The following is a 16,124-nucleotide window of genomic DNA, read 5'->3' on the forward strand; positions in this document are numbered from 1 at the left end:
ACCTTTGTGCATTCCAATGATCGTTCTCGGCGTTGAATCCTCCTGTGACGAAACCGGCCTGGCCCTGTATGACACGCAGCGCGGCCTGCTCTCGCACGCCCTGCACTCGCAGGTCGCGATGCACGAGGAATATGGCGGCGTGGTGCCGGAGCTGGCCTCGCGCGACCATATCCGCCGCGCCATCCCGCTGCTGGAGCAAGCCCTGGGCACAGCCAAGCTCCCTGCCAGTGCGATCGATGCCATCGCCTACACGCAAGGCCCCGGCCTGGCCGGCGCCCTGCTGGTGGGTTCGGCCATCGCCTGCGCGCTGGGCATGGCGCTGGATAAGCCGGTACTGGGCGTGCACCACCTGGAGGGCCACCTGCTGTCGCCCCTGCTGGCCAGCGAACCGCCGGAATTCCCCTTCGTGGCGCTGCTGGTCTCGGGCGGCCATACACAACTGATGCGAGTGGACGGCGTCGGCCAATATGAGCTGCTGGGCGAAACACTGGATGATGCAGCCGGCGAAGCGTTCGACAAATCCGCCAAGCTGCTGGGCCTGGGCTACCCCGGCGGCCCGGCAATTTCCCGCATGGCCGAGTTCGGCGATCCGGAAGCCTGCAAGCTGCCGCGCCCCATGCTGCACTCGAAGGACTTGATGTTCTCGTTCTCGGGCCTGAAAACAGCCGTGCTGACAGTGGTGAACAACAACGGCGGCGCCGCCAATGTCTGCGAACAGGACAAGGCGAATATCGCGCGCGGTTTCGTGGATGCGATCGTGGATGTGCTGACAGCCAAGTGCCTGTCCGCGCTAAAGCAGACCGGCTTGAAACGCCTGGTGATCGCTGGTGGCGTGGGCGCGAACGCTCAGCTGCGCGCGTCGCTGAATGCGGCAGCCAAGAGGAAGCACTTCAAGGTCTACTATCCGGAACTGGAATTCTGCACCGATAACGGCGCAATGATTGCCTTCGCCGGCGCCATGCGCTTGCAGATCAATCCGCAGGCGGCGCAGCGCGATTATTCCTTCAACGTTCGTCCGCGTTGGCCGCTGGACGAACTGCGGGTCATTTGATCAGGCGAGCAGCCAGGCGCTCAGGCCTACCAGGGCCAGCAGGCCGGCTGCGATACCGGTACGCATGCCGGTGTGGTTCATTTGCTGGCGCACCATCTCGTGACGGTTCGGCTTGTCTTCCCGCTTTGCATCTTTAATAACCTCGTGCTGCTGTACTTCGGTACCCATCAGGTGTCTCCATTTGTATAGACCACAAATGTAGCAGCAGAGTGGATCTGCTGCCACACTTTTGTGCGTTGCTATGCAGCAAAACGTTGTGCCGGATGCCCTTGCCGCTGGTGCAGGAACTGCAGGACGCTGGTCCGGTAGTCAAGATATAGCCCATCCTGGGCCAGGAGCAGCCGGTCGCGCGGACGCTCCAGCCGCACTTTGACGATGCCGCCGATGGTCGCCGCCGGTCCATTTGTCATCATGATAATACGATCGGACAGCAACACCGCCTCATCCACATCATGCGTCACCATCACCACTGTGGCGCCCGTGGCGGCGACAATGCGCATCAACTCATCCTGCAGGTGGGCGCGCGTCAGCGCGTCCAGGGCGCCGAACGGTTCGTCCATCAGCAGTACCTTGGGCTCGATCGACAGTGCACGGGCGATGCCGACACGCTGCTTCATGCCGCCCGAAATCTCATTGGGCCGCTTGCCGCCTGCTGCCGCCAGTCCCACCAGCTCCAGCGCCTGCCAGGTGCGTTCCTCCAGTTGCGCACGAACCTCCTTGCCGCCGAATACCCGCTCCACCGCCAGGTAGATGTTTTCAAAACAGGTCAGCCAGGGCAGCAGTGAATGGTTCTGGAACACCACGGCACGCTCCGGCCCGGGCCCGGCGATTTCGCGTCCGCTGCACACCAGGACTCCGCTGCTTGGCAGGTTCAGGCCAGCGATCAGGTTGAGCAGCGTGGATTTGCCGCAGCCTGAGTGGCCGATCAGGGTGATGAATTCGCCCTGTTCCACTGTCAGGTTGATGTCGTTCAGCGCATGGAACTGGCCGAAGTGGACATGGACCTGGCTGATATCGATGAATTTCGACGTCATCTCATTTCTCCTCGTAGCTGAAGGCTTTGGCCAGCGCAATCAACGCCAGCTCCAGCAGCAGACCGACCACGCCGATCACGCCAATGGCGATCAGGATGTGCGGCACATTCAGGTTATTCCACTCGTCCCACACCCAGAAGCCAATGCCTACGCCGCCGGTCAGCATTTCGGCGGCGACGATTACCAGCCATGCAGTACCGATGGCAAGCCGCACACCGGTCAGCATGTAGGGCAGCACGGACGGCAGCAATATCTTCGTCGCCACCTTCCATTCCGACAGGTTCAGCACGCGCGCCACGTTCAGGTAATCCTGCGGCACGCGCTGCACGCCGACGGCGGTGTTGACGATCATCGGCCAGATCGAGCAAATGAAGATGGCCCAGATCGCGGCTGGATCGGCGGCCTTGAACAGCAGAAGGCCAATCGGCAGCCAGGCCAGCGGCGACACGGGCTTCAGCAGGCTGATTAATGGGCTGAACATGCCGTACACGAAGCTGAAGCGGCCAATCAGGAAGCCAAGCGGGATACCAACCAGCGCCGCCAGGCCAAAGCCCAGCGCCACGCGGCGCAGCGACGCGAGGATGTTCCAGCCTATGCCCTGGTCGTTCGGACCTTTGCGGTAGAACGGATCGGCAAACAGCTTGAGCGCCTCATGCCAGGTTTCCAGCGGCGTGGGGAACCCTTCATTACGCACCGCCAGTATCTGCCACACCAGCACCAACAGCGCCAGGCCGAGCAGCGGCGGCAGGATCTTCAGCACAACAGGCCGCAGCCGCCCACCCTCCGGCGCCAGCCGTACTCCTTTCGCCGCCAAGCGCGCTCGGCGCGAAGGTGCGCGCACCTCGTCCGCCGGCGGCACCGCGCTGGCGCCGCCAATCGTTTCGTAGACCGTACTCATAAGCCTGCCCCTTACGCCTTGATTTTGAATGAATCGGCATAGGCCTTGGGATGCTTGCCATCCCAAACCGCGCCGTCGATCATCTTCACGCTACGCAGCGCCGACTTCGGCACGCTCACCTTTGCCATGCTGGCCGCGTCCTTATAGACCTCGATCTGGTTCACCTGCGTGGCGACAGCCAGGTAATCCGGCTCCGCTTTGAGCAGGCCCCAGCGCTTTTGCTGCGTCAGGAACCACATGCCGTCGCTCAGGTAAGGGAAATTCACCTCGCCGTCATTGAAGAACTTCATGTAGTTGGGATCGTCCCAGGTTTTGCCCAGGCCATTCTGATAGCGCCCCAAGATGCGCTGGCCGATCACGTCGACGGTCGTGTTGACGTAGGATTTGTCGGCAATGGCTTCGGCCATTTTCACCTTGTTCGACAGGGACGCGTCGATCCAGCGCCCGGCCTCCAGCACCGCCGCGACCAGCGCGCGCGCGGTATTGGGATACTTCTTCACCCACTCCGCGCTGGTGCCCAGGACCTTCTCAGGATGGTCGCGCCAGATATCCTGCGTGGTTGTCGCAGTGATGCCGATGCCGTCCACAATGGCGCGATGATTCCACGGCTCGCCGACGCAGAAGCCATCCATGTTCCCGATCCGCATATTCGCCACCATCTGCGGCGGCGGCACGGTGATCATCTTTGCGTCCTTCATCGGGTTGATGCCGTACGAAGCAAGCCAGTAGTACAGCCACATCGCGTGCGTGCCGGTGGGGAAGGTCTGCGCAAAAGTATATTCGCGCTGCTCCGTGCGCATCACCTTTGCCAGCGAGGCGCCATCGACAGCGCCTTTCTCGGCAAGCTTCTTCGACAGCGTGATCGCCTGGCCATTGTGATTCAGGTTCATCAGCACCGCCATGTCCTTCTTCGGACCGCCGGCGCCGAGCTGCACGCCATATATCAGTCCATACAGCACATGGGCTGCATCAAGTTCGCCGTTCACCAGCTTGTCGCGCACGGCGGGCCAGGACGCTTCCTTGCTCAAAACGATCTTGATGCCGTACTTCTTATCGAAGCCCAGCACGGACGCCATCACTACCGATGCGCAATCGGTGAGCGGAATGAAGCCGACCCTGACTTCTTCCTTTTCCGGCTTATCGGAGCCTGCGGCCCAGGCGTAATTCGATAACGCTGTCGCAGCGCCCGTAGCAAGCAGGCGGCGACGGGTAAGGCTGAACGTGCGATCCATCACTATCCCCGGTGAGTAAATAATGGGGATACTGCAAGCGCCGTGCCACCCCGCTTTCAGAGGGAAAGCGGGTGGAAATCCAGCACCGCCTTTGTGCGCCGCACCAAACTGGCGCTGTCAGCGCACCGGGTGCAGCCTCGGATCGGTGCGCAAACGCTCGGCCATCAGGTCTACGAAGCTGCGGATGCGGGTCGAGCCCTGCCGGCTGTCGCGGTGAATGATATGGACAGGCACAGCCGGTGTGGCATAGTCCTGCAGCACCTCCACCAGTTCGCCCGCCTCGAGCAAGGCGGCCGCCTGGTAGGACAGCAGGCGTGCGATGCCAAAGCCGCTTCGCACCGCTTCAATGGCTGAGTCATTATTATTCACGCCCAGGCGCGGCTTGACCCTGAGCGACTGACTGCTGCCGCCGTGATGGAAACGCCAATCCGGCGGCACGCTGGAGCCGGACGAGGCGACGATGGTGTGCTGCGCCAGCTCTTGCGGCGTGGCCGGCGCGCCATGTTTCGCAATATAAGAAGGTGAGGCAATGATCATGCGCCGCACCTGCCCGACCGGAATCGCGCGCATGGTCGAATCGGGCAGTTCGCCGATGCGGATGCCAACGTCGATTCCCTCCTCCAGCAGGTTGGTCAGGCGGTCGACGAAGACAGTGGAGACATCCATCGCAGGATAGCGCTGCAGGTATTCGACAATGCCCGGCATGACGTACAGGCGGCCGAACAGCACCGGGGCGGTAACGGCCAGGTGGCCGCGGGGCGCGGCATTGATACCGGCCACCGCATCGTCGGCCTCGTCGACTTCCGCAATGATGCGGCGCGCATCATCCAGGTAGCGCTGGCCGGCTTCCGTCACGCGCACATGGCGCGTCGTGCGGTCCAGCAGCTTGACGCCCAGCCGCTCTTCCAGCGCCGCGACCGCGCGCGTGACGGCCGGCGGCGACATGCCCAGGCGGCGCGCACCTGCCGCGAAGCCCTGCTCCTCGGCCACCGCCACATAGACGGTCATCAGGTAAAGGCGGTCCATTTGCGTTTCATCATGAAGTCGATAAAGTGCCGCACACGTATCGGCATGCGGCTGCGCTGCGGATAGTACATGTAAACCGCCGCATTCGCCGTAACCTGGCCAGGCAGCAGCTGCACCAGCCGGCCCTCCGCCAGGTCGCGCTCCACCATATACAGCGCCAGCTGGCCGATGCCCACGCCGGCGCGCACCGCTTCCACCTCGCCTTCCGCGGTATTGAAGGTCGCCACGCAGGGCACGTCCTGGTAGACCGTGCCGCCCTGCCCTTTCAACTCCCACGGAATGACGCGGCCCGTGTTCGGTTGGCGGAAACCGGTGCAGCGGTGCCGCTGCAGGTCTTCCAGCGTGCGCGGCGCACCGTGGCGTTCGATATAGCCGGGCGAGGCGCAAATATGCAGGGGGATCCTGCCGAGCTGGCGCGCAACCAGGTTGCGCTCCGGCGGATTCCCCGCACGGAAGCCGACGTCGATCTTCTTCTCGATCAAGTCGGTGAAGTGGTCGTCGAACAGCATGTCGAAATGCGCGCCCGGATACCGCTCCTGGAATTCGCGCAGCAGGGGCGCCAACACCACGGTACCGAGGGACGTGGGCGCGGCAACCCGGATCATGCCTTCCACTGCCTCGCGGCTGTTCCGCACGTGGTCCAGCGCCTCGTCCAGCAGGCGCAGGCCGGGGTTGGCCAGCTCGAACAGGCGCTGGCCCTCGTCGGTCAGGCTCAGGCTGCGGGTAGTCCTGTGGAACAGGCGCACGCCGAGGTATTCCTCCAACTGGCGGATCGCCTTGCTCACTGCCTGCGCCGAGAGGCCGGCCCCCACTGCCGCCCGGCTGAAACTGCCGGCGTGCACGACGCCGATGAATAGTGTGATGACGCGGGCCTTGTCCATCATTTACAACTCAAAGTTGAAAATCAATCAGCTTTACCATCGCTAGTGTAACAGCCTGCCGACGCCTACCATTCCCTTCACCAACCACCCACCTGAAGGAGCAATATCATGGCAAACAAAGTCTGGTTCATCACTGGCGCATCGCGCGGCTTCGGCTTGCTGATTGCGCGCGACGCCCTGGCGCGCGGCGATGCCGTAGTAGCTGCCGCCCGCAACCCGCAAGCGGTAGTCGAAGCTTTGGGCGTGCATCCCAGACTGCTGCCGGTGCAGCTGGACGTCACCCGGGAAGCTGCTGCCGTCCTCGCCGCCCAGGCCGCAATCGAACGCTTCGGCCGCATTGATGTGCTGGTGAATAACGCCGGCTACGGCATTCTCGGCGCCGTCGAGGAAACGTCGGCAGATGAAGTGCGCCGCAATTACGAAACCAATGTCTTCGGCCTGCTGCACGTGAGCCGCGCGGTGCTGCCGGCCATGCGCAGGCAGCGCAGCGGCCACGTGATCAACATTTCCTCGCTGGGCGGCTACCAGGCGTATCACGGCTGGGGCGTCTACGGTTCCACCAAGTTTGCGGTGGAGGGCTTGAGCGAAGCCATGGCACAGGAACTGGCCCCGCTCGGCGTGCATGTCACCGTGGTCGAGCCGGGTTTCTTCCGCACCGATTTCCTCGACGCCACCTCGCTGGTGGAGACCGCAAAGCGCATCGATGACTACCAGCACACGGTCGGCGCCATGCGCGACTTTGCTGCGGGCGCCAATCACGCGCAACCGGGCGATCCGGCCAGGTTGTCGCAGGCGCTGCTGAAACTGGCCGACGCAGCCCAGCCGCCGCTGCGCCTGCAACTGGGCAGCGACGCCGTCGCCCGCGCCTACGCCAAGCACCGGCAGGTCGAGCAGGAACTGGCGCGATGGAAGGAGCTGGCCCTATCGACCGACTTCGGGCAGCCGGCCAGGCCGGCCGCTTAAGTCCCGGGCAACCTGGTCCCGCAGCTCTTGCAGAAACGCGCCGCCTGCTCATGGTCGCCGGCCAGGCAGGCGGTGCAGGTGCGGTGCGAGCGGCGCTGCTGGCTGATTTCCGCGCTGATGATGCCGGTCGGGACGGCAAGAATGCCCCACCCCAGCAGCATCATGAAGGATGCGATGGCACGCCCCAGGTCCGTCTTCGGCACCAGGTCGCCAAAGCCCACGGTGGTCACAGCGGAAATCGCCCAGTAGACGGCAGTGGGAATGCTGGTGAAGCCGTGTGCCGGCCCTTCGACCACGTACATGGCGGTCCCCAGCAGGAACACGACCATGAACACTACCGACAGGAAGATCAGGATCTTGCGCCGGCTGGCCAGCAAGGCCCGTCCCAGCATGCCGTATTCCTCGATGTAGAGCGTGAGCTTGAGGATACGGAACATGCGTAGCAGGCGCAGGATCCGCACATTGAGCAGCACATGCGCGCCGGGAAGGAACAGCGCCATATAGCTTGGCAGCACCGCCAGCAAATCGATCATGCCAAAGAAGCTGCGGGCATAGCGCAGCGGGTGCCGCACGCACAGCAGGCGGCTGATGTACTCAATGGTGAACAGCACCGTAAAGAACCACTCTGCCGCGAACAGCCAGTCGCCATAGTCGCGCGCCACCACGGACACGCTGGACAGCACCACGGTCGTGACGCTCAGCAGGATGGCACCGATCAGCGCCAGGTCGAAGGCCATGCCGGCCGGCGTATCGGACTCGAAAATGACGGAATACAGCTTCTCGCGCCAGCCGCCTTCCGGACGTCCAAAGCGCTGGTGCGGGTCATAAGTCTTCACTGTGCGCTCCCCAGCAAATCAGCACGCGGCATGCCCCATGCGGGCACGCTGAACGGGCAATCCGCTTTCGCCGCCAGCAACAGCGTCGTGAAATTGCCGCGTGGCGAGCTGGAAAAACGCAGGTCGCTGGCCTGCGACTCATCCACAGCGGGCATGCGCGCAAAGCGCAACCATGCCGCGAGCTGGCAATCGGTCGCCGCCCGTGTGCGCAAGGCCGCCACATCGCCCTGCCACGAGCCGGAAAGCAGCACGCCCGGCACGGTACCGGCCATTTCCTGCGCCGCATCGGCCGACAATGCGGCGGGACATTCGCGCGGCGGCAGCATGGACGGCGCCAGGCTCAGATGTCCGCGCCGCAGCTGGTAAGCCTTCCCGTCCGACTCGATCGACGTAAAGCTCCAGCACAGCGGCTGTGCCGGATAAGCAGTCAGCGCCACGTCCAGCACGCGCGCCTGCGGATGTTGCAGCGCCAGCGCCGCCGTCACTGCCTGGCGCGCCTTTGACGAGGCCGAGGTCTGGATACCGACGAACGCCAGCACCATGCCAAGCGCCAGCAGCAGCGCGCGCCGGCTCTGCATATGCATGAAGCGCAGCGCCGCCACCGCCGCGCCCAGCGCGACCAGGGCTGCGAACGAAATCCAGCCAAGATAGCCATGCATCGTCACATACAGCAGGATCACCGGCAATACGGACAACAGCACGATACGCATCCTGCGCGAGGGCGCAGCCATCGCCAACGGCACCCCGAACGCCACCCAGAACACCGGTTCGATGATGTAGACCATATCGCCGAAATACCAGGTGCCGCTGAACGGATAAAAGGGATGGACGCCGTAGTTGTTCATGAAGTCCATACCGAGGTGCAGCAGGAAGCCGGCGGCCAGCGCCAGCAGCAGCCCGCGCCTGGCATCGCGGCTCTCGCGCAGCAGCGCACGCGCATTGGGCCACAGGGCCCACAACAGGGCGAGCAGCAGCAAAGCCTGCGGCAGCAGGTACAGCAAGGTATGCGTGTGCCCCCGATGGTGCAGCAAATAGCCCAGCGGCGCCGGCGCCAGCCGGGTGAATACCAGGTCAAGGTCGGGGAAATTACTGGCCAGCGCGCAAGCCGTCAACAGCAGGCGATGGCGCGTTCGATGGCGTGCCGGATCGTCTTCCGCCGGCAGCGAGCGCTGGACCAGTTCGCCGACACCAAGGCCGACAACAGAATGTGTGATGTTATCCATGCTTAATGAAAGTCGGGGTCAGCTCCGGCAATCGGACATTTGCCTTCGGCAAATGTCCGATTGCCGGAGCTGACCCCGACTTTCAACAATTAATGTTCGACCTCGACGCCGTGCCAGAAGGCGATGCGGTCCTTGATATTGTGGGCCGCTTCCTTTGGCGATGGGTAGTACCAGGCGGCGTTGGCGTTCACCTTGCCATCCACTACCACGTTGTAATAGCTGGCCACACCCTTCCACGGGCACAGCGTGGTGTGCTGGCTTGGCTGGAGATAGTCCTGCTTCACACGCGATGGCGGGAAATAAATATTGTGTTCGACGATCTCGACTTCGCTGCTATCGGCTTCCGCAATCACGGCGCCATTCCAAATTGCCTTCGGCATGCAAACTCCTGTCCTGTTCAACTTTCCACACGGTTGCGGCCATTGGCTTTGGCGCGGTACAGCGCGGCGTCCGCCTGCTTCAGCAGCATCTCGGCATCATCAATATCCATGTGATTGAAGGAGCCGACGCCAAGGCTGGCCGTCACCGCTACCGTGCGCGCACCGGCGCTGTGCACCTGGGCTTCGATCCGCCACCGCAACGTCTCTGCGAACTTGCGCGCTCCTGCGAGCGGTGTGTTCGGCAACAGGATACACAATTCTTCGCCGCCGTAGCGTCCAGCCACGTCGATGACCCGTATGTTTTCGCGCACTAAGCGGCCGATCGCGGCCAGCACTGCATCGCCAAGCTGGTGGCCGAACTCATCGTTGATGTGCTTGAAGCGGTCGACGTCCAGCGTCACGGCCGACAGCGGCGTGCGGAAGCGGCGCGTGCGCGCCACCTCGAACCGCAGGCGGTTCATCAGCGAGCGGCGATTATGCAGGCCGGTCAGCTCATCGGTGGTGGCCAGGGTTTCCAGCTCATCCATCGAAGCTTGCAGCGCCTTTTCCTTGGCGCGCAGCTCGAACAGCGCCATGGCCTGGCGCGCCAGCTTGCGCAACATGTCGCGCTGGGAAGGCGACAGGCGGCCGGGCTTGCTGTCCATGACGCACAGCGTGCCGATCGCGAAGCCGTCGCTGCTGGTCAGCGGCACGCTGCTGTACATGCGCATGAAGGGCGCTTCCGTGGTCAGGGGCATGCCTGCGGTGCGGGCATCCTTGCTCAGGTCGCAAATCTCGGTAGCGTCGTCGCCCAGCACGGCCAGCGAACAGTAGCATTGGCTGCGCGGCATGGCGCTGGCTGCCAGCCCGGTGGACGACTTGACCAAGGCGCGCTCGGCGCCGACCAGGGTGATAAAGGCATAGGGGACGTCGCAAACCCTGGCAGCCAGCTCGGTCAGGAAGGTGAAGTCTTCGGTCGCTGGCGCATCCAGTGCGTCGTAGCGGCGCAGCGCAGACAGGCGATTGTGCTCGTCCGCCTGCCGCGGGTACAGGGTTGTGATGATTTTTTCTGCGGCAGACATGCTCTCTCCCTTGTTACTATACCAAGTGTAACAAGGTTGTTAGCAAGTTAATAGTCTTTATTTGGCAGCCACTATTTGGCGCAGCGCCCGCTCGAAGGCTTCCGGCGGCTGTCCGCCGGAAATCAAGTGCTTTTCGTTGATGATCACAGCCGGCACCGACTGGATGCCGTTGCGGTGATAGAAGTGTTCCATATCGCGCACTTCCTGTGCGTAGCGGCCCGATGACAGCACTTGCACGGCTTCCGCTTCGTCCAGGCCGACCTTGCCGGCCACCTGCACCAGCAGGGTGCGCGAACTCGGGTCCTGGCCGCGCGTGAAGTAGGCGTCGAACAATGCCTTCTTCAGCTCTTTCTGCTTGCCGTGCTCCCCTGCCCAATGCAGCAGCCGGTGGGCATCGAAAGTGTTGTAAATGCGGCTGCGCATGCCCATGGCGAAATCGAAACCGACATCGGCGCCGCGCTGGCGGATCATCTCGCGGGTTTGTTCTTGCTGGGCGGGACTGGCGCCGTATTTCTGGCGCAGGTGCTCGGTGATGTCCTGCCCCTCCGGAACCATATGCGGGTTCAGCTCGAAGGGCTGGAAGTGGATTTGCGCCTGGACACTGTCGCCAAGGCGGGACAGTGCCACTTCCAGGCTGTTCAGCCCGATCGCACACCAGGGACAAGAGACGTCGGAAACGAAGTCGATGCGGATCGGGGTCGTAGTCATGGTTTTCTAGGCCTTGTTCTTGGCTTTGCTGCCGATGCGGCTTTCTTTGCCAGCAATAAGGTTAGCAATATTTTTGGCATGGCGCCAAATCAGCAGGCCGCTCATGACCAAGACGGCAGCCAATTGCGGCTCGGCGCCGAACAACAGGCCGTAGTAGAACGGTGCAAACACGGATGCGATCAGGGCAGCCAGCGAGGAGTAGCGGAAGGCGTAAGCCACCACCAGCCAGGTCACCAGGGTTGCCAGACCCAGCCACACGTTCAGCGCCAGCAGCACGCCCAGCGCAGTGGCCACACCCTTGCCGCCGACGAATTTGAAGAACACCGGCCACAAGTGGCCAACAAACACGGCCACCGCCACCAGGGAGATGGCTTGGTCCGCCTGGCTGCCCAGGCCCAGTTGCTGCTGGTAATGGTCCACCAGGAACACGGCCAGCCAGCCCTTGAAGGCATCCCCGATCAAGGTCCAGATGGCGGCGCCCTTGTTACCGCTGCGCAGCACGTTGGTCGCGCCGGGATTGCCGGAACCATAGGTACGCGGATCGGCCAGGCCGTAGAACTTGCTCACCACCACGGCGAAGGAAATCGAGCCGATCAGGTAAGCGGCAATAATCAGAAGCAAAGTAGTCATAAATCCCCAGGATTCGTTGTTTTTATATGCGGCAGCGACTATACACCATACCGCCCGGCGCGGGCGGTGGCGCGCCACGCCAATCTTATCAATCAGCCAATGCGCACTGCACCGGCTTGGCCGCCAGCACGTCCGTCAGCACAGTTGGCTTGATACCAATCAGGAAGCCGCGGCGGCCGCCATTGATATAAATCGTTTCCAGGCCGAGGATGCTTTCCTCCACATACACCGGCATCGCCTTCCTGGTGCCGAACGGCGACGTACCGCCCACCAGATAGCCGGAATGACGCTGCGCCACCTCGGGCTTGCAGGGCTCGACGGATTTGCAGCCGATATTGCGGGCCAGGTTCTTGGTCGAGACCTTGCAGTCGCCGTGCATCAGCACGATCAGCGGCCGCGCCGCTTCGTCCTGCATCACCAGGGTCTTCACCACCTGGTGCTCATTGACGCCAAGCTCGCGCGAAGAGACGGCAGTGCCGCCATGCTCTTCGTACTCATAAGGATGTTCGGAAAATGCGACTTTGTGCTTGCGCAGTAATGCTGTCGCCGGGGTTTCGGAAATGTGCTCTTTTTTTGCCATGCCGTGATACGCTAGTGCCAAGAGAGGAGTTTCTAATTATGCAGCAAGAAATTCGCTTTGCCACCTTCAATGTCTGCAACCTTGCCCCGCCAGGGGCGAAACTGTACGACAACCTGCAGCCTTTGACGGAGCGGGAGTATCGGGCCAAGGCGGAATGGACTGCGCAGCAACTGGACCAGCTCGATGCCGACGTGATCGGCTTCCAGGAAATCTTCTCGCAGGAAGCCTTGCGCGACGTCCTCTCGCGCACGCGCAAATACCGCGATGCGGTGCATGCCGGCTTCGATCCCGATCCGCATGCTGCCCGCCTGACGCCCAATGTGGCGCTGGTGTCGCGCCTGCCCCTGGCTGCGGCGCCGGAAGTATATGCCAACTTCCCGGAAGGTGTGCCTGCCGATTCCGGCCTGCCGGAGTCGGACCGTTTCGCGCGGGCGCCCCTGCACGCCCAGATCGTCCTGCCCAACGAGGTGGTGGTGGATGTCATCGTGGTGCACCTGAAGTCGCGCCGGCCCGACTACCGCAGCGGCGACACCTCGGAAGACCCGCTGCACCTGGCCATGGCCAGCCTGCGCTCGCTGGTGTGGCGCGGCACGGAAGCGGTGGCCTTGCGGGTATTGTTAAGCAAGATGATGCGCGAATCGCGCCGCCCTTGCATCGTACTGGGGGACTTCAACGACACCGCCGATGCAGTGACCACCACCATCGTGCTTGGCAACGGCGGCGGCATGATTCCAGGCGACGAGCGCCGCGGCCGCATGTACGATGCCAACCAGATCCAGCTGCGGCAAGACCACCTGCGCCACGTGGCCTACACCAGCATCCACGAGGGCCACTACTCCACCATCGACCACGTGCTGGTGTCGGAGGAATTCAACCCGGCCTCCCCGCGCGCGATTGGCGAAGTGCTGGACGTCAGCTACTTCAACGACCACTTGCGCCAGGAGCGGCCCGAGGTCTCCGACCACGGCCAGGTGCTGGTGCGGCTGCGGCTGCGCTAGGCGGTCCCAGCGAATCGCCGCTTGCGGCATTAGAGGCCGGCCGCGCTGGCCAGGTGGCCCTGGTATTGGTCGCAGCCCAGTTCGCGCAAGAGCTGGAGCTGGTCCTCGGTTTCGACGCCTTCGGCGATGACAGTCATATCGAGGCTGCGCGCCATGGCGATGATGGTGCGAATGGCGGTGGCGTCGGTGCCGTGGTCGAAGAACGACTGGGCGATCTTGAGCTTGTCGATCGGACTGTCCTTCAACTGCCCCAGCCGCGAGTAGCCGGTGCCAAAGTCGTCGATGGAAAGCCGCACGCCAAGCCCGCGCAATTTTCCCAGCACGGCTTCCGTCCGGGCGCCGCCCTGCATCAGCATGGCCTCGGTCAGTTGCAGCTCCAGCAACTGCGCCGGCAAGCCGGCCGTACGCAAGGCATCGCCTACGCAGTCCGGCAAATCCTTGTGCACGAACTGCGCCGGCGCCAGGTTGACCGACACCATCAGCTCCCGCCCCTGGTCCCGCCAGGCGCGCGCATGGCGGCAGGCCTCCCGCAGCACCCAATTGCCGATGGCCACCATCATGCCCGCCTCGGTGGCGACCTCGATGAAGCGCTCCGGCAGCAGCACACCCAGGTCGGGATGGCGCCAGCGCACCAGCGCCTCCATCCCGACCACGGCACCGCTGGCGATCTCCACCTCCGGCTCGAACGCCAGCTCGAACTGCTGCTCGGCAAGCGCACGCCGCAAGCCCTGTTCCAGCCCGGAACGCTCCACGATGCGGGCGTTCATCTCGCCGCCGAAGAACTGGTAGCCGTTGCGGCCTTCCTGCTTGGCGTGGTACATGGCGATATCCGCATGCTTCAGCAGGCTGTCGATCTCGTCCCCATCGGCGGGAAACATGGCAATCCCGATCGAACCCGAGACATGGGCTATGTGCTCGCCCAGCACGAATTCCTGTTCCAGCGCACGCAGCACCGTGTCCGCTGCATGGGCCGCCCCTTCCGGCCCCGCCACATCCGACAATACGATAATGAACTCATCGCCTCCCTGCCGGCTCACCGTGTCGGCTTCACGCACGCAATGCACCAGCCGGCTGGCCACCTCCTTCAGCAGCCGGTCGCCCACCGAATGCCCCAGGGTGTCGTTGACCATCTTGAAGCGGTCGAGGTCAACGAACAGCACCGCCAGCATGGCATGGTTGCGGCGCGCGGCAGCCAGTGCCAGCCGCAGGCGGTCCAGCAGCAGCACCCGGTTCGGCAGATCGGTCAGGAAGTCGTGCTCGGCCAGGTGGCGCGTGTGTTCCTCGGACTTCTTGCGCTCGGTGATATCGGTGACGGTGCCCATATAGTTGCTGACGCGGCCCGCGCTGTCGCGGATTGCGCTGATGCTGGTCCAGCAGGGAAAGAGCGCCCCGCCCTGCTTGCGGCCCCAGGATTCGCCTTCCCAATGGTCGCTGGCATCGACCTGCGCCCATACTTCGCGGTAGAACGAATCGTCGTGCACGCCGGAGCGGAACAGGCTGACCGGCTTGCCCAGCATGTCCTGCGGCGCGAAACCGGTAATGTCCGTGAAGGCACGGTTGAGGGCAATCACGCGCCGTCCCCGGTCGGTCAGCACGATGGCATCGCGGCTGTTCTCGAACACTTGCGCCGCCAGGTACAGGGTGCGCTCGGCGCGCTTGCGTTCGGATATATCGCGCACCACCGCATAGTACAAACTGCTGCCGTCGAGGGAGATGGCGGTCAGCAATACTTCAGCCCAGAACAGCGTGCCCTCGCCATCCACATACTGCCATTCGCTGCGCGCATTGCCCCGCTGCTTCGCCTCATCGGCCATGCGCGCCTCCGCTTCCGCCGAGAGCATGCCTGACGGTTGCGTCATCGGCGAGAAGTCGTGCAGGAAGCCTCCGACCAGGCGCTCCGGCCCTTCGCTCTTGAACAGCCCTACCGCAGCCGGGTTGGCCTCTTCCACCATGCCGTCGCGCAACAGGAAGATGGCGTCGCTGGACCGTTCGAACATGTGATGAAAGTTTGCGCCTGCCGCCTTCAAGGCATCGAAGTCCTTGCACCGCTGTGTGACATCGACTTCCATGCAAAAAATCTGCGCCAGCCCGCCGTCATGCCAGACCGGGATGCATGTTGAGTACACCCAAAGTTCGCGGCCGTCGCCTGTTTTGATTTGCCAGTCACCTGACGGCGGGCATCGGCCGCTGCGCCAGACTTCTTCCAGCATCGCGTCATGCTCATCCTGCCGGTCGCCATGCGAACACAGCTTGGACCTGCATTGGCCGACCGCTGACTCAACCGTAAGGCCGAGCATATCGGCGCATGCCTGGTTGCAGAACTGCATCACCCCATCACGATCCAAACTGCATACCGCGACTGACGGGGTCAACTCAAGCGCCGCGACCATCCTTGCGATCAGGTCGAGCGCAGCGTGGGCGGGCGTCAACGCATGGGGCAAGGGGGGCATGGTGGTACGCATAATCCCATTTTTGCCACCGGGGGCGGCGCGCCGGTTGCGATGTATCAAAGGTGCGCCAGAAGCTGCGGCTCCATCCCCGCTTTTTGCATTTCAGGTCGCCGTTTATGCGCTTTATCGCATTCCCATGGCTGCTGGACTTGTTAAAACCTACAGTGACACCA

General features: G+C 63.2%; 17 protein-coding genes. 3 read left to right on the forward strand and 14 right to left on the reverse strand.

The annotated features are described in order from the left end of the window. Positions 1-16: 16 nt before the first annotated feature. The gene (gene tsaD, locus ACWBU6_RS25660; protein ID WP_452646156.1) at positions 17-1,051 is read left to right on the forward strand and encodes a tRNA (adenosine(37)-N6)-threonylcarbamoyltransferase complex transferase subunit TsaD; all 1,035 of its coding nucleotides are present in this window, start codon (positions 17-19) and stop codon (positions 1,049-1,051) included. Here tsaD and ACWBU6_RS25665 read toward each other — a convergent pair whose 3' ends face one another. The 6 genes from ACWBU6_RS25665 to ACWBU6_RS25690 all read right to left on the reverse strand — a co-directional run bounded on the left by ACWBU6_RS25665 (position 1,052) and on the right by ACWBU6_RS25690 (position 6,125). Then, complete coding sequence (locus ACWBU6_RS25665) at positions 1,052-1,219, reverse strand: hypothetical protein (RefSeq protein ID WP_452646157.1); 168 nt, start codon at positions 1,217-1,219, stop codon at positions 1,052-1,054. It abuts the gene before it with no gap. A 71-nt stretch (positions 1,220-1,290) separates the two neighbouring features. Continuing rightward, positions 1,291-2,085: an ABC transporter ATP-binding protein gene (locus tag ACWBU6_RS25670; RefSeq protein WP_452646158.1), complete on the reverse strand. Its 795-nt coding sequence runs from the start codon at positions 2,083-2,085 to the stop codon at positions 1,291-1,293. Position 2,086: 1 nt separating this feature from the next. Continuing rightward, complete coding sequence (gene ntrB, locus ACWBU6_RS25675; RefSeq protein ID WP_452646159.1) at positions 2,087-2,983, reverse strand: nitrate ABC transporter permease; 897 nt, start codon at positions 2,981-2,983, stop codon at positions 2,087-2,089. A gap of 11 nt (positions 2,984-2,994) precedes the next feature. Beyond that, on the reverse strand, positions 2,995-4,215 hold the full coding sequence (locus ACWBU6_RS25680) for a CmpA/NrtA family ABC transporter substrate-binding protein (protein ID WP_452646160.1): 1,221 nt from the start codon (positions 4,213-4,215) through the stop codon (positions 2,995-2,997). 117 nt (positions 4,216-4,332) lie between these two features. Next, positions 4,333-5,241, reverse strand: a complete 909-nt coding sequence (locus tag ACWBU6_RS25685; RefSeq protein WP_452646161.1) for a LysR family transcriptional regulator — start codon at positions 5,239-5,241, stop codon at positions 4,333-4,335. Then, the gene (locus tag ACWBU6_RS25690; protein WP_452646162.1) at positions 5,223-6,125 is read right to left on the reverse strand and encodes a LysR family transcriptional regulator; all 903 of its coding nucleotides are present in this window, start codon (positions 6,123-6,125) and stop codon (positions 5,223-5,225) included. Before ACWBU6_RS25690 ends, ACWBU6_RS25685 begins: the two co-directional genes overlap by 19 nt. Positions 6,126-6,230: 105 nt before the next feature. On the opposite strand from ACWBU6_RS25690, the gene ACWBU6_RS25695 reads away from it, so the two are divergent. Further along, positions 6,231-7,085: an oxidoreductase gene (locus ACWBU6_RS25695; RefSeq protein WP_452646163.1), complete on the forward strand. Its 855-nt coding sequence runs from the start codon at positions 6,231-6,233 to the stop codon at positions 7,083-7,085. Here the strand turns inward: ACWBU6_RS25695 and ACWBU6_RS25700 are convergent. From ACWBU6_RS25700 to ybaK, 7 genes are all read right to left on the reverse strand, one after another. Beyond that, the gene (locus tag ACWBU6_RS25700; RefSeq protein ID WP_452646164.1) at positions 7,082-7,921 is read right to left on the reverse strand and encodes an ion transporter; all 840 of its coding nucleotides are present in this window, start codon (positions 7,919-7,921) and stop codon (positions 7,082-7,084) included. The genes ACWBU6_RS25695 and ACWBU6_RS25700 overlap by 4 nt on opposite strands. Then, complete coding sequence (locus ACWBU6_RS25705) at positions 7,918-9,144, reverse strand: metal-dependent hydrolase (RefSeq protein ID WP_452646165.1); 1,227 nt, start codon at positions 9,142-9,144, stop codon at positions 7,918-7,920. Before ACWBU6_RS25705 ends, ACWBU6_RS25700 begins: the two co-directional genes overlap by 4 nt. 89 nt (positions 9,145-9,233) lie before the next feature. Continuing rightward, entirely contained in the window at positions 9,234-9,524 is a 291-nt protein-coding gene (locus tag ACWBU6_RS25710) for a DUF427 domain-containing protein (RefSeq protein WP_452646166.1), read from the reverse strand. A gap of 17 nt (positions 9,525-9,541) precedes the next feature. Continuing rightward, the gene (locus tag ACWBU6_RS25715; protein ID WP_452646167.1) at positions 9,542-10,585 is read right to left on the reverse strand and encodes a sensor domain-containing diguanylate cyclase; all 1,044 of its coding nucleotides are present in this window, start codon (positions 10,583-10,585) and stop codon (positions 9,542-9,544) included. Positions 10,586-10,642: 57 nt separating this feature from the next. Further along, positions 10,643-11,293: a DsbA family oxidoreductase gene (locus tag ACWBU6_RS25720; RefSeq protein ID WP_452646168.1), complete on the reverse strand. Its 651-nt coding sequence runs from the start codon at positions 11,291-11,293 to the stop codon at positions 10,643-10,645. Positions 11,294-11,299: 6 nt separating this feature from the next. Beyond that, entirely contained in the window at positions 11,300-11,923 is a 624-nt protein-coding gene (plsY, locus tag ACWBU6_RS25725) for a glycerol-3-phosphate 1-O-acyltransferase PlsY (protein ID WP_452646169.1), read from the reverse strand. An 88-nt stretch (positions 11,924-12,011) separates the two neighbouring features. After that, positions 12,012-12,503 (reverse strand): Cys-tRNA(Pro) deacylase, encoded by a 492-nt coding sequence (ybaK, locus tag ACWBU6_RS25730; RefSeq protein ID WP_452646170.1) that lies wholly within the window; start codon positions 12,501-12,503, stop codon positions 12,012-12,014. Positions 12,504-12,541: 38 nt separating this feature from the next. On the opposite strand from ybaK, the gene ACWBU6_RS25735 reads away from it, so the two are divergent. Then, positions 12,542-13,501, forward strand: coding sequence for an endonuclease/exonuclease/phosphatase family protein (locus tag ACWBU6_RS25735; protein ID WP_452646171.1), 960 nt, complete (start codon positions 12,542-12,544; stop codon positions 13,499-13,501). A 29-nt stretch (positions 13,502-13,530) separates the two neighbouring features. Here the strand turns inward: ACWBU6_RS25735 and ACWBU6_RS25740 are convergent, their stop codons facing one another. After that, on the reverse strand, positions 13,531-15,963 hold the full coding sequence (locus ACWBU6_RS25740) for a sensor domain-containing protein (protein ID WP_452646172.1): 2,433 nt from the start codon (positions 15,961-15,963) through the stop codon (positions 13,531-13,533). Positions 15,964-16,124 lie beyond the last annotated feature (161 nt).

The organism is Pseudoduganella sp. HUAS MS19 (assembly GCF_053615455.1).

Bases quoted from the DNA above. Each gene is read 5' to 3' on its own strand.
- ACWBU6_RS25695 (WP_452646163.1), top strand. From the start codon at position 6,231: ATGGCAAACAAAGTCTGGTTCATCACTGGCGCATCGCGCGGCTTCGGC.
- ACWBU6_RS25735 (WP_452646171.1), top strand. From the start codon at position 12,542: ATGCAGCAAGAAATTCGCTTTGCCACCTTCAATGTCTGCAACCTTGCC.
- ACWBU6_RS25665 (WP_452646157.1), bottom strand. From the start codon at position 1,219: ATGGGTACCGAAGTACAGCAGCACGAGGTTATTAAAGATGCAAAGCGG.
- ACWBU6_RS25680 (WP_452646160.1), bottom strand. From the start codon at position 4,215: ATGGATCGCACGTTCAGCCTTACCCGTCGCCGCCTGCTTGCTACGGGC.
- ACWBU6_RS25690 (WP_452646162.1), bottom strand. From the start codon at position 6,125: ATGATGGACAAGGCCCGCGTCATCACACTATTCATCGGCGTCGTGCAC.
- ntrB (WP_452646159.1), bottom strand. From the start codon at position 2,983: ATGAGTACGGTCTACGAAACGATTGGCGGCGCCAGCGCGGTGCCGCCG.
- ybaK (WP_452646170.1), bottom strand. From the start codon at position 12,503: ATGGCAAAAAAAGAGCACATTTCCGAAACCCCGGCGACAGCATTACTG.
- tsaD (WP_452646156.1), top strand. From the start codon at position 17: ATGATCGTTCTCGGCGTTGAATCCTCCTGTGACGAAACCGGCCTGGCC.
- plsY (WP_452646169.1), bottom strand. From the start codon at position 11,923: ATGACTACTTTGCTTCTGATTATTGCCGCTTACCTGATCGGCTCGATT.
- ACWBU6_RS25705 (WP_452646165.1), bottom strand. From the start codon at position 9,144: ATGGATAACATCACACATTCTGTTGTCGGCCTTGGTGTCGGCGAACTG.
- ACWBU6_RS25720 (WP_452646168.1), bottom strand. From the start codon at position 11,293: ATGACTACGACCCCGATCCGCATCGACTTCGTTTCCGACGTCTCTTGT.
- ACWBU6_RS25685 (WP_452646161.1), bottom strand. From the start codon at position 5,241: ATGGACCGCCTTTACCTGATGACCGTCTATGTGGCGGTGGCCGAGGAG.
- ACWBU6_RS25670 (WP_452646158.1), bottom strand. From the start codon at position 2,085: ATGACGTCGAAATTCATCGATATCAGCCAGGTCCATGTCCACTTCGGC.
- ACWBU6_RS25710 (WP_452646166.1), bottom strand. From the start codon at position 9,524: ATGCCGAAGGCAATTTGGAATGGCGCCGTGATTGCGGAAGCCGATAGC.
- ACWBU6_RS25740 (WP_452646172.1), bottom strand. From the start codon at position 15,963: ATGCGTACCACCATGCCCCCCTTGCCCCATGCGTTGACGCCCGCCCAC.
- ACWBU6_RS25715 (WP_452646167.1), bottom strand. From the start codon at position 10,585: ATGTCTGCCGCAGAAAAAATCATCACAACCCTGTACCCGCGGCAGGCG.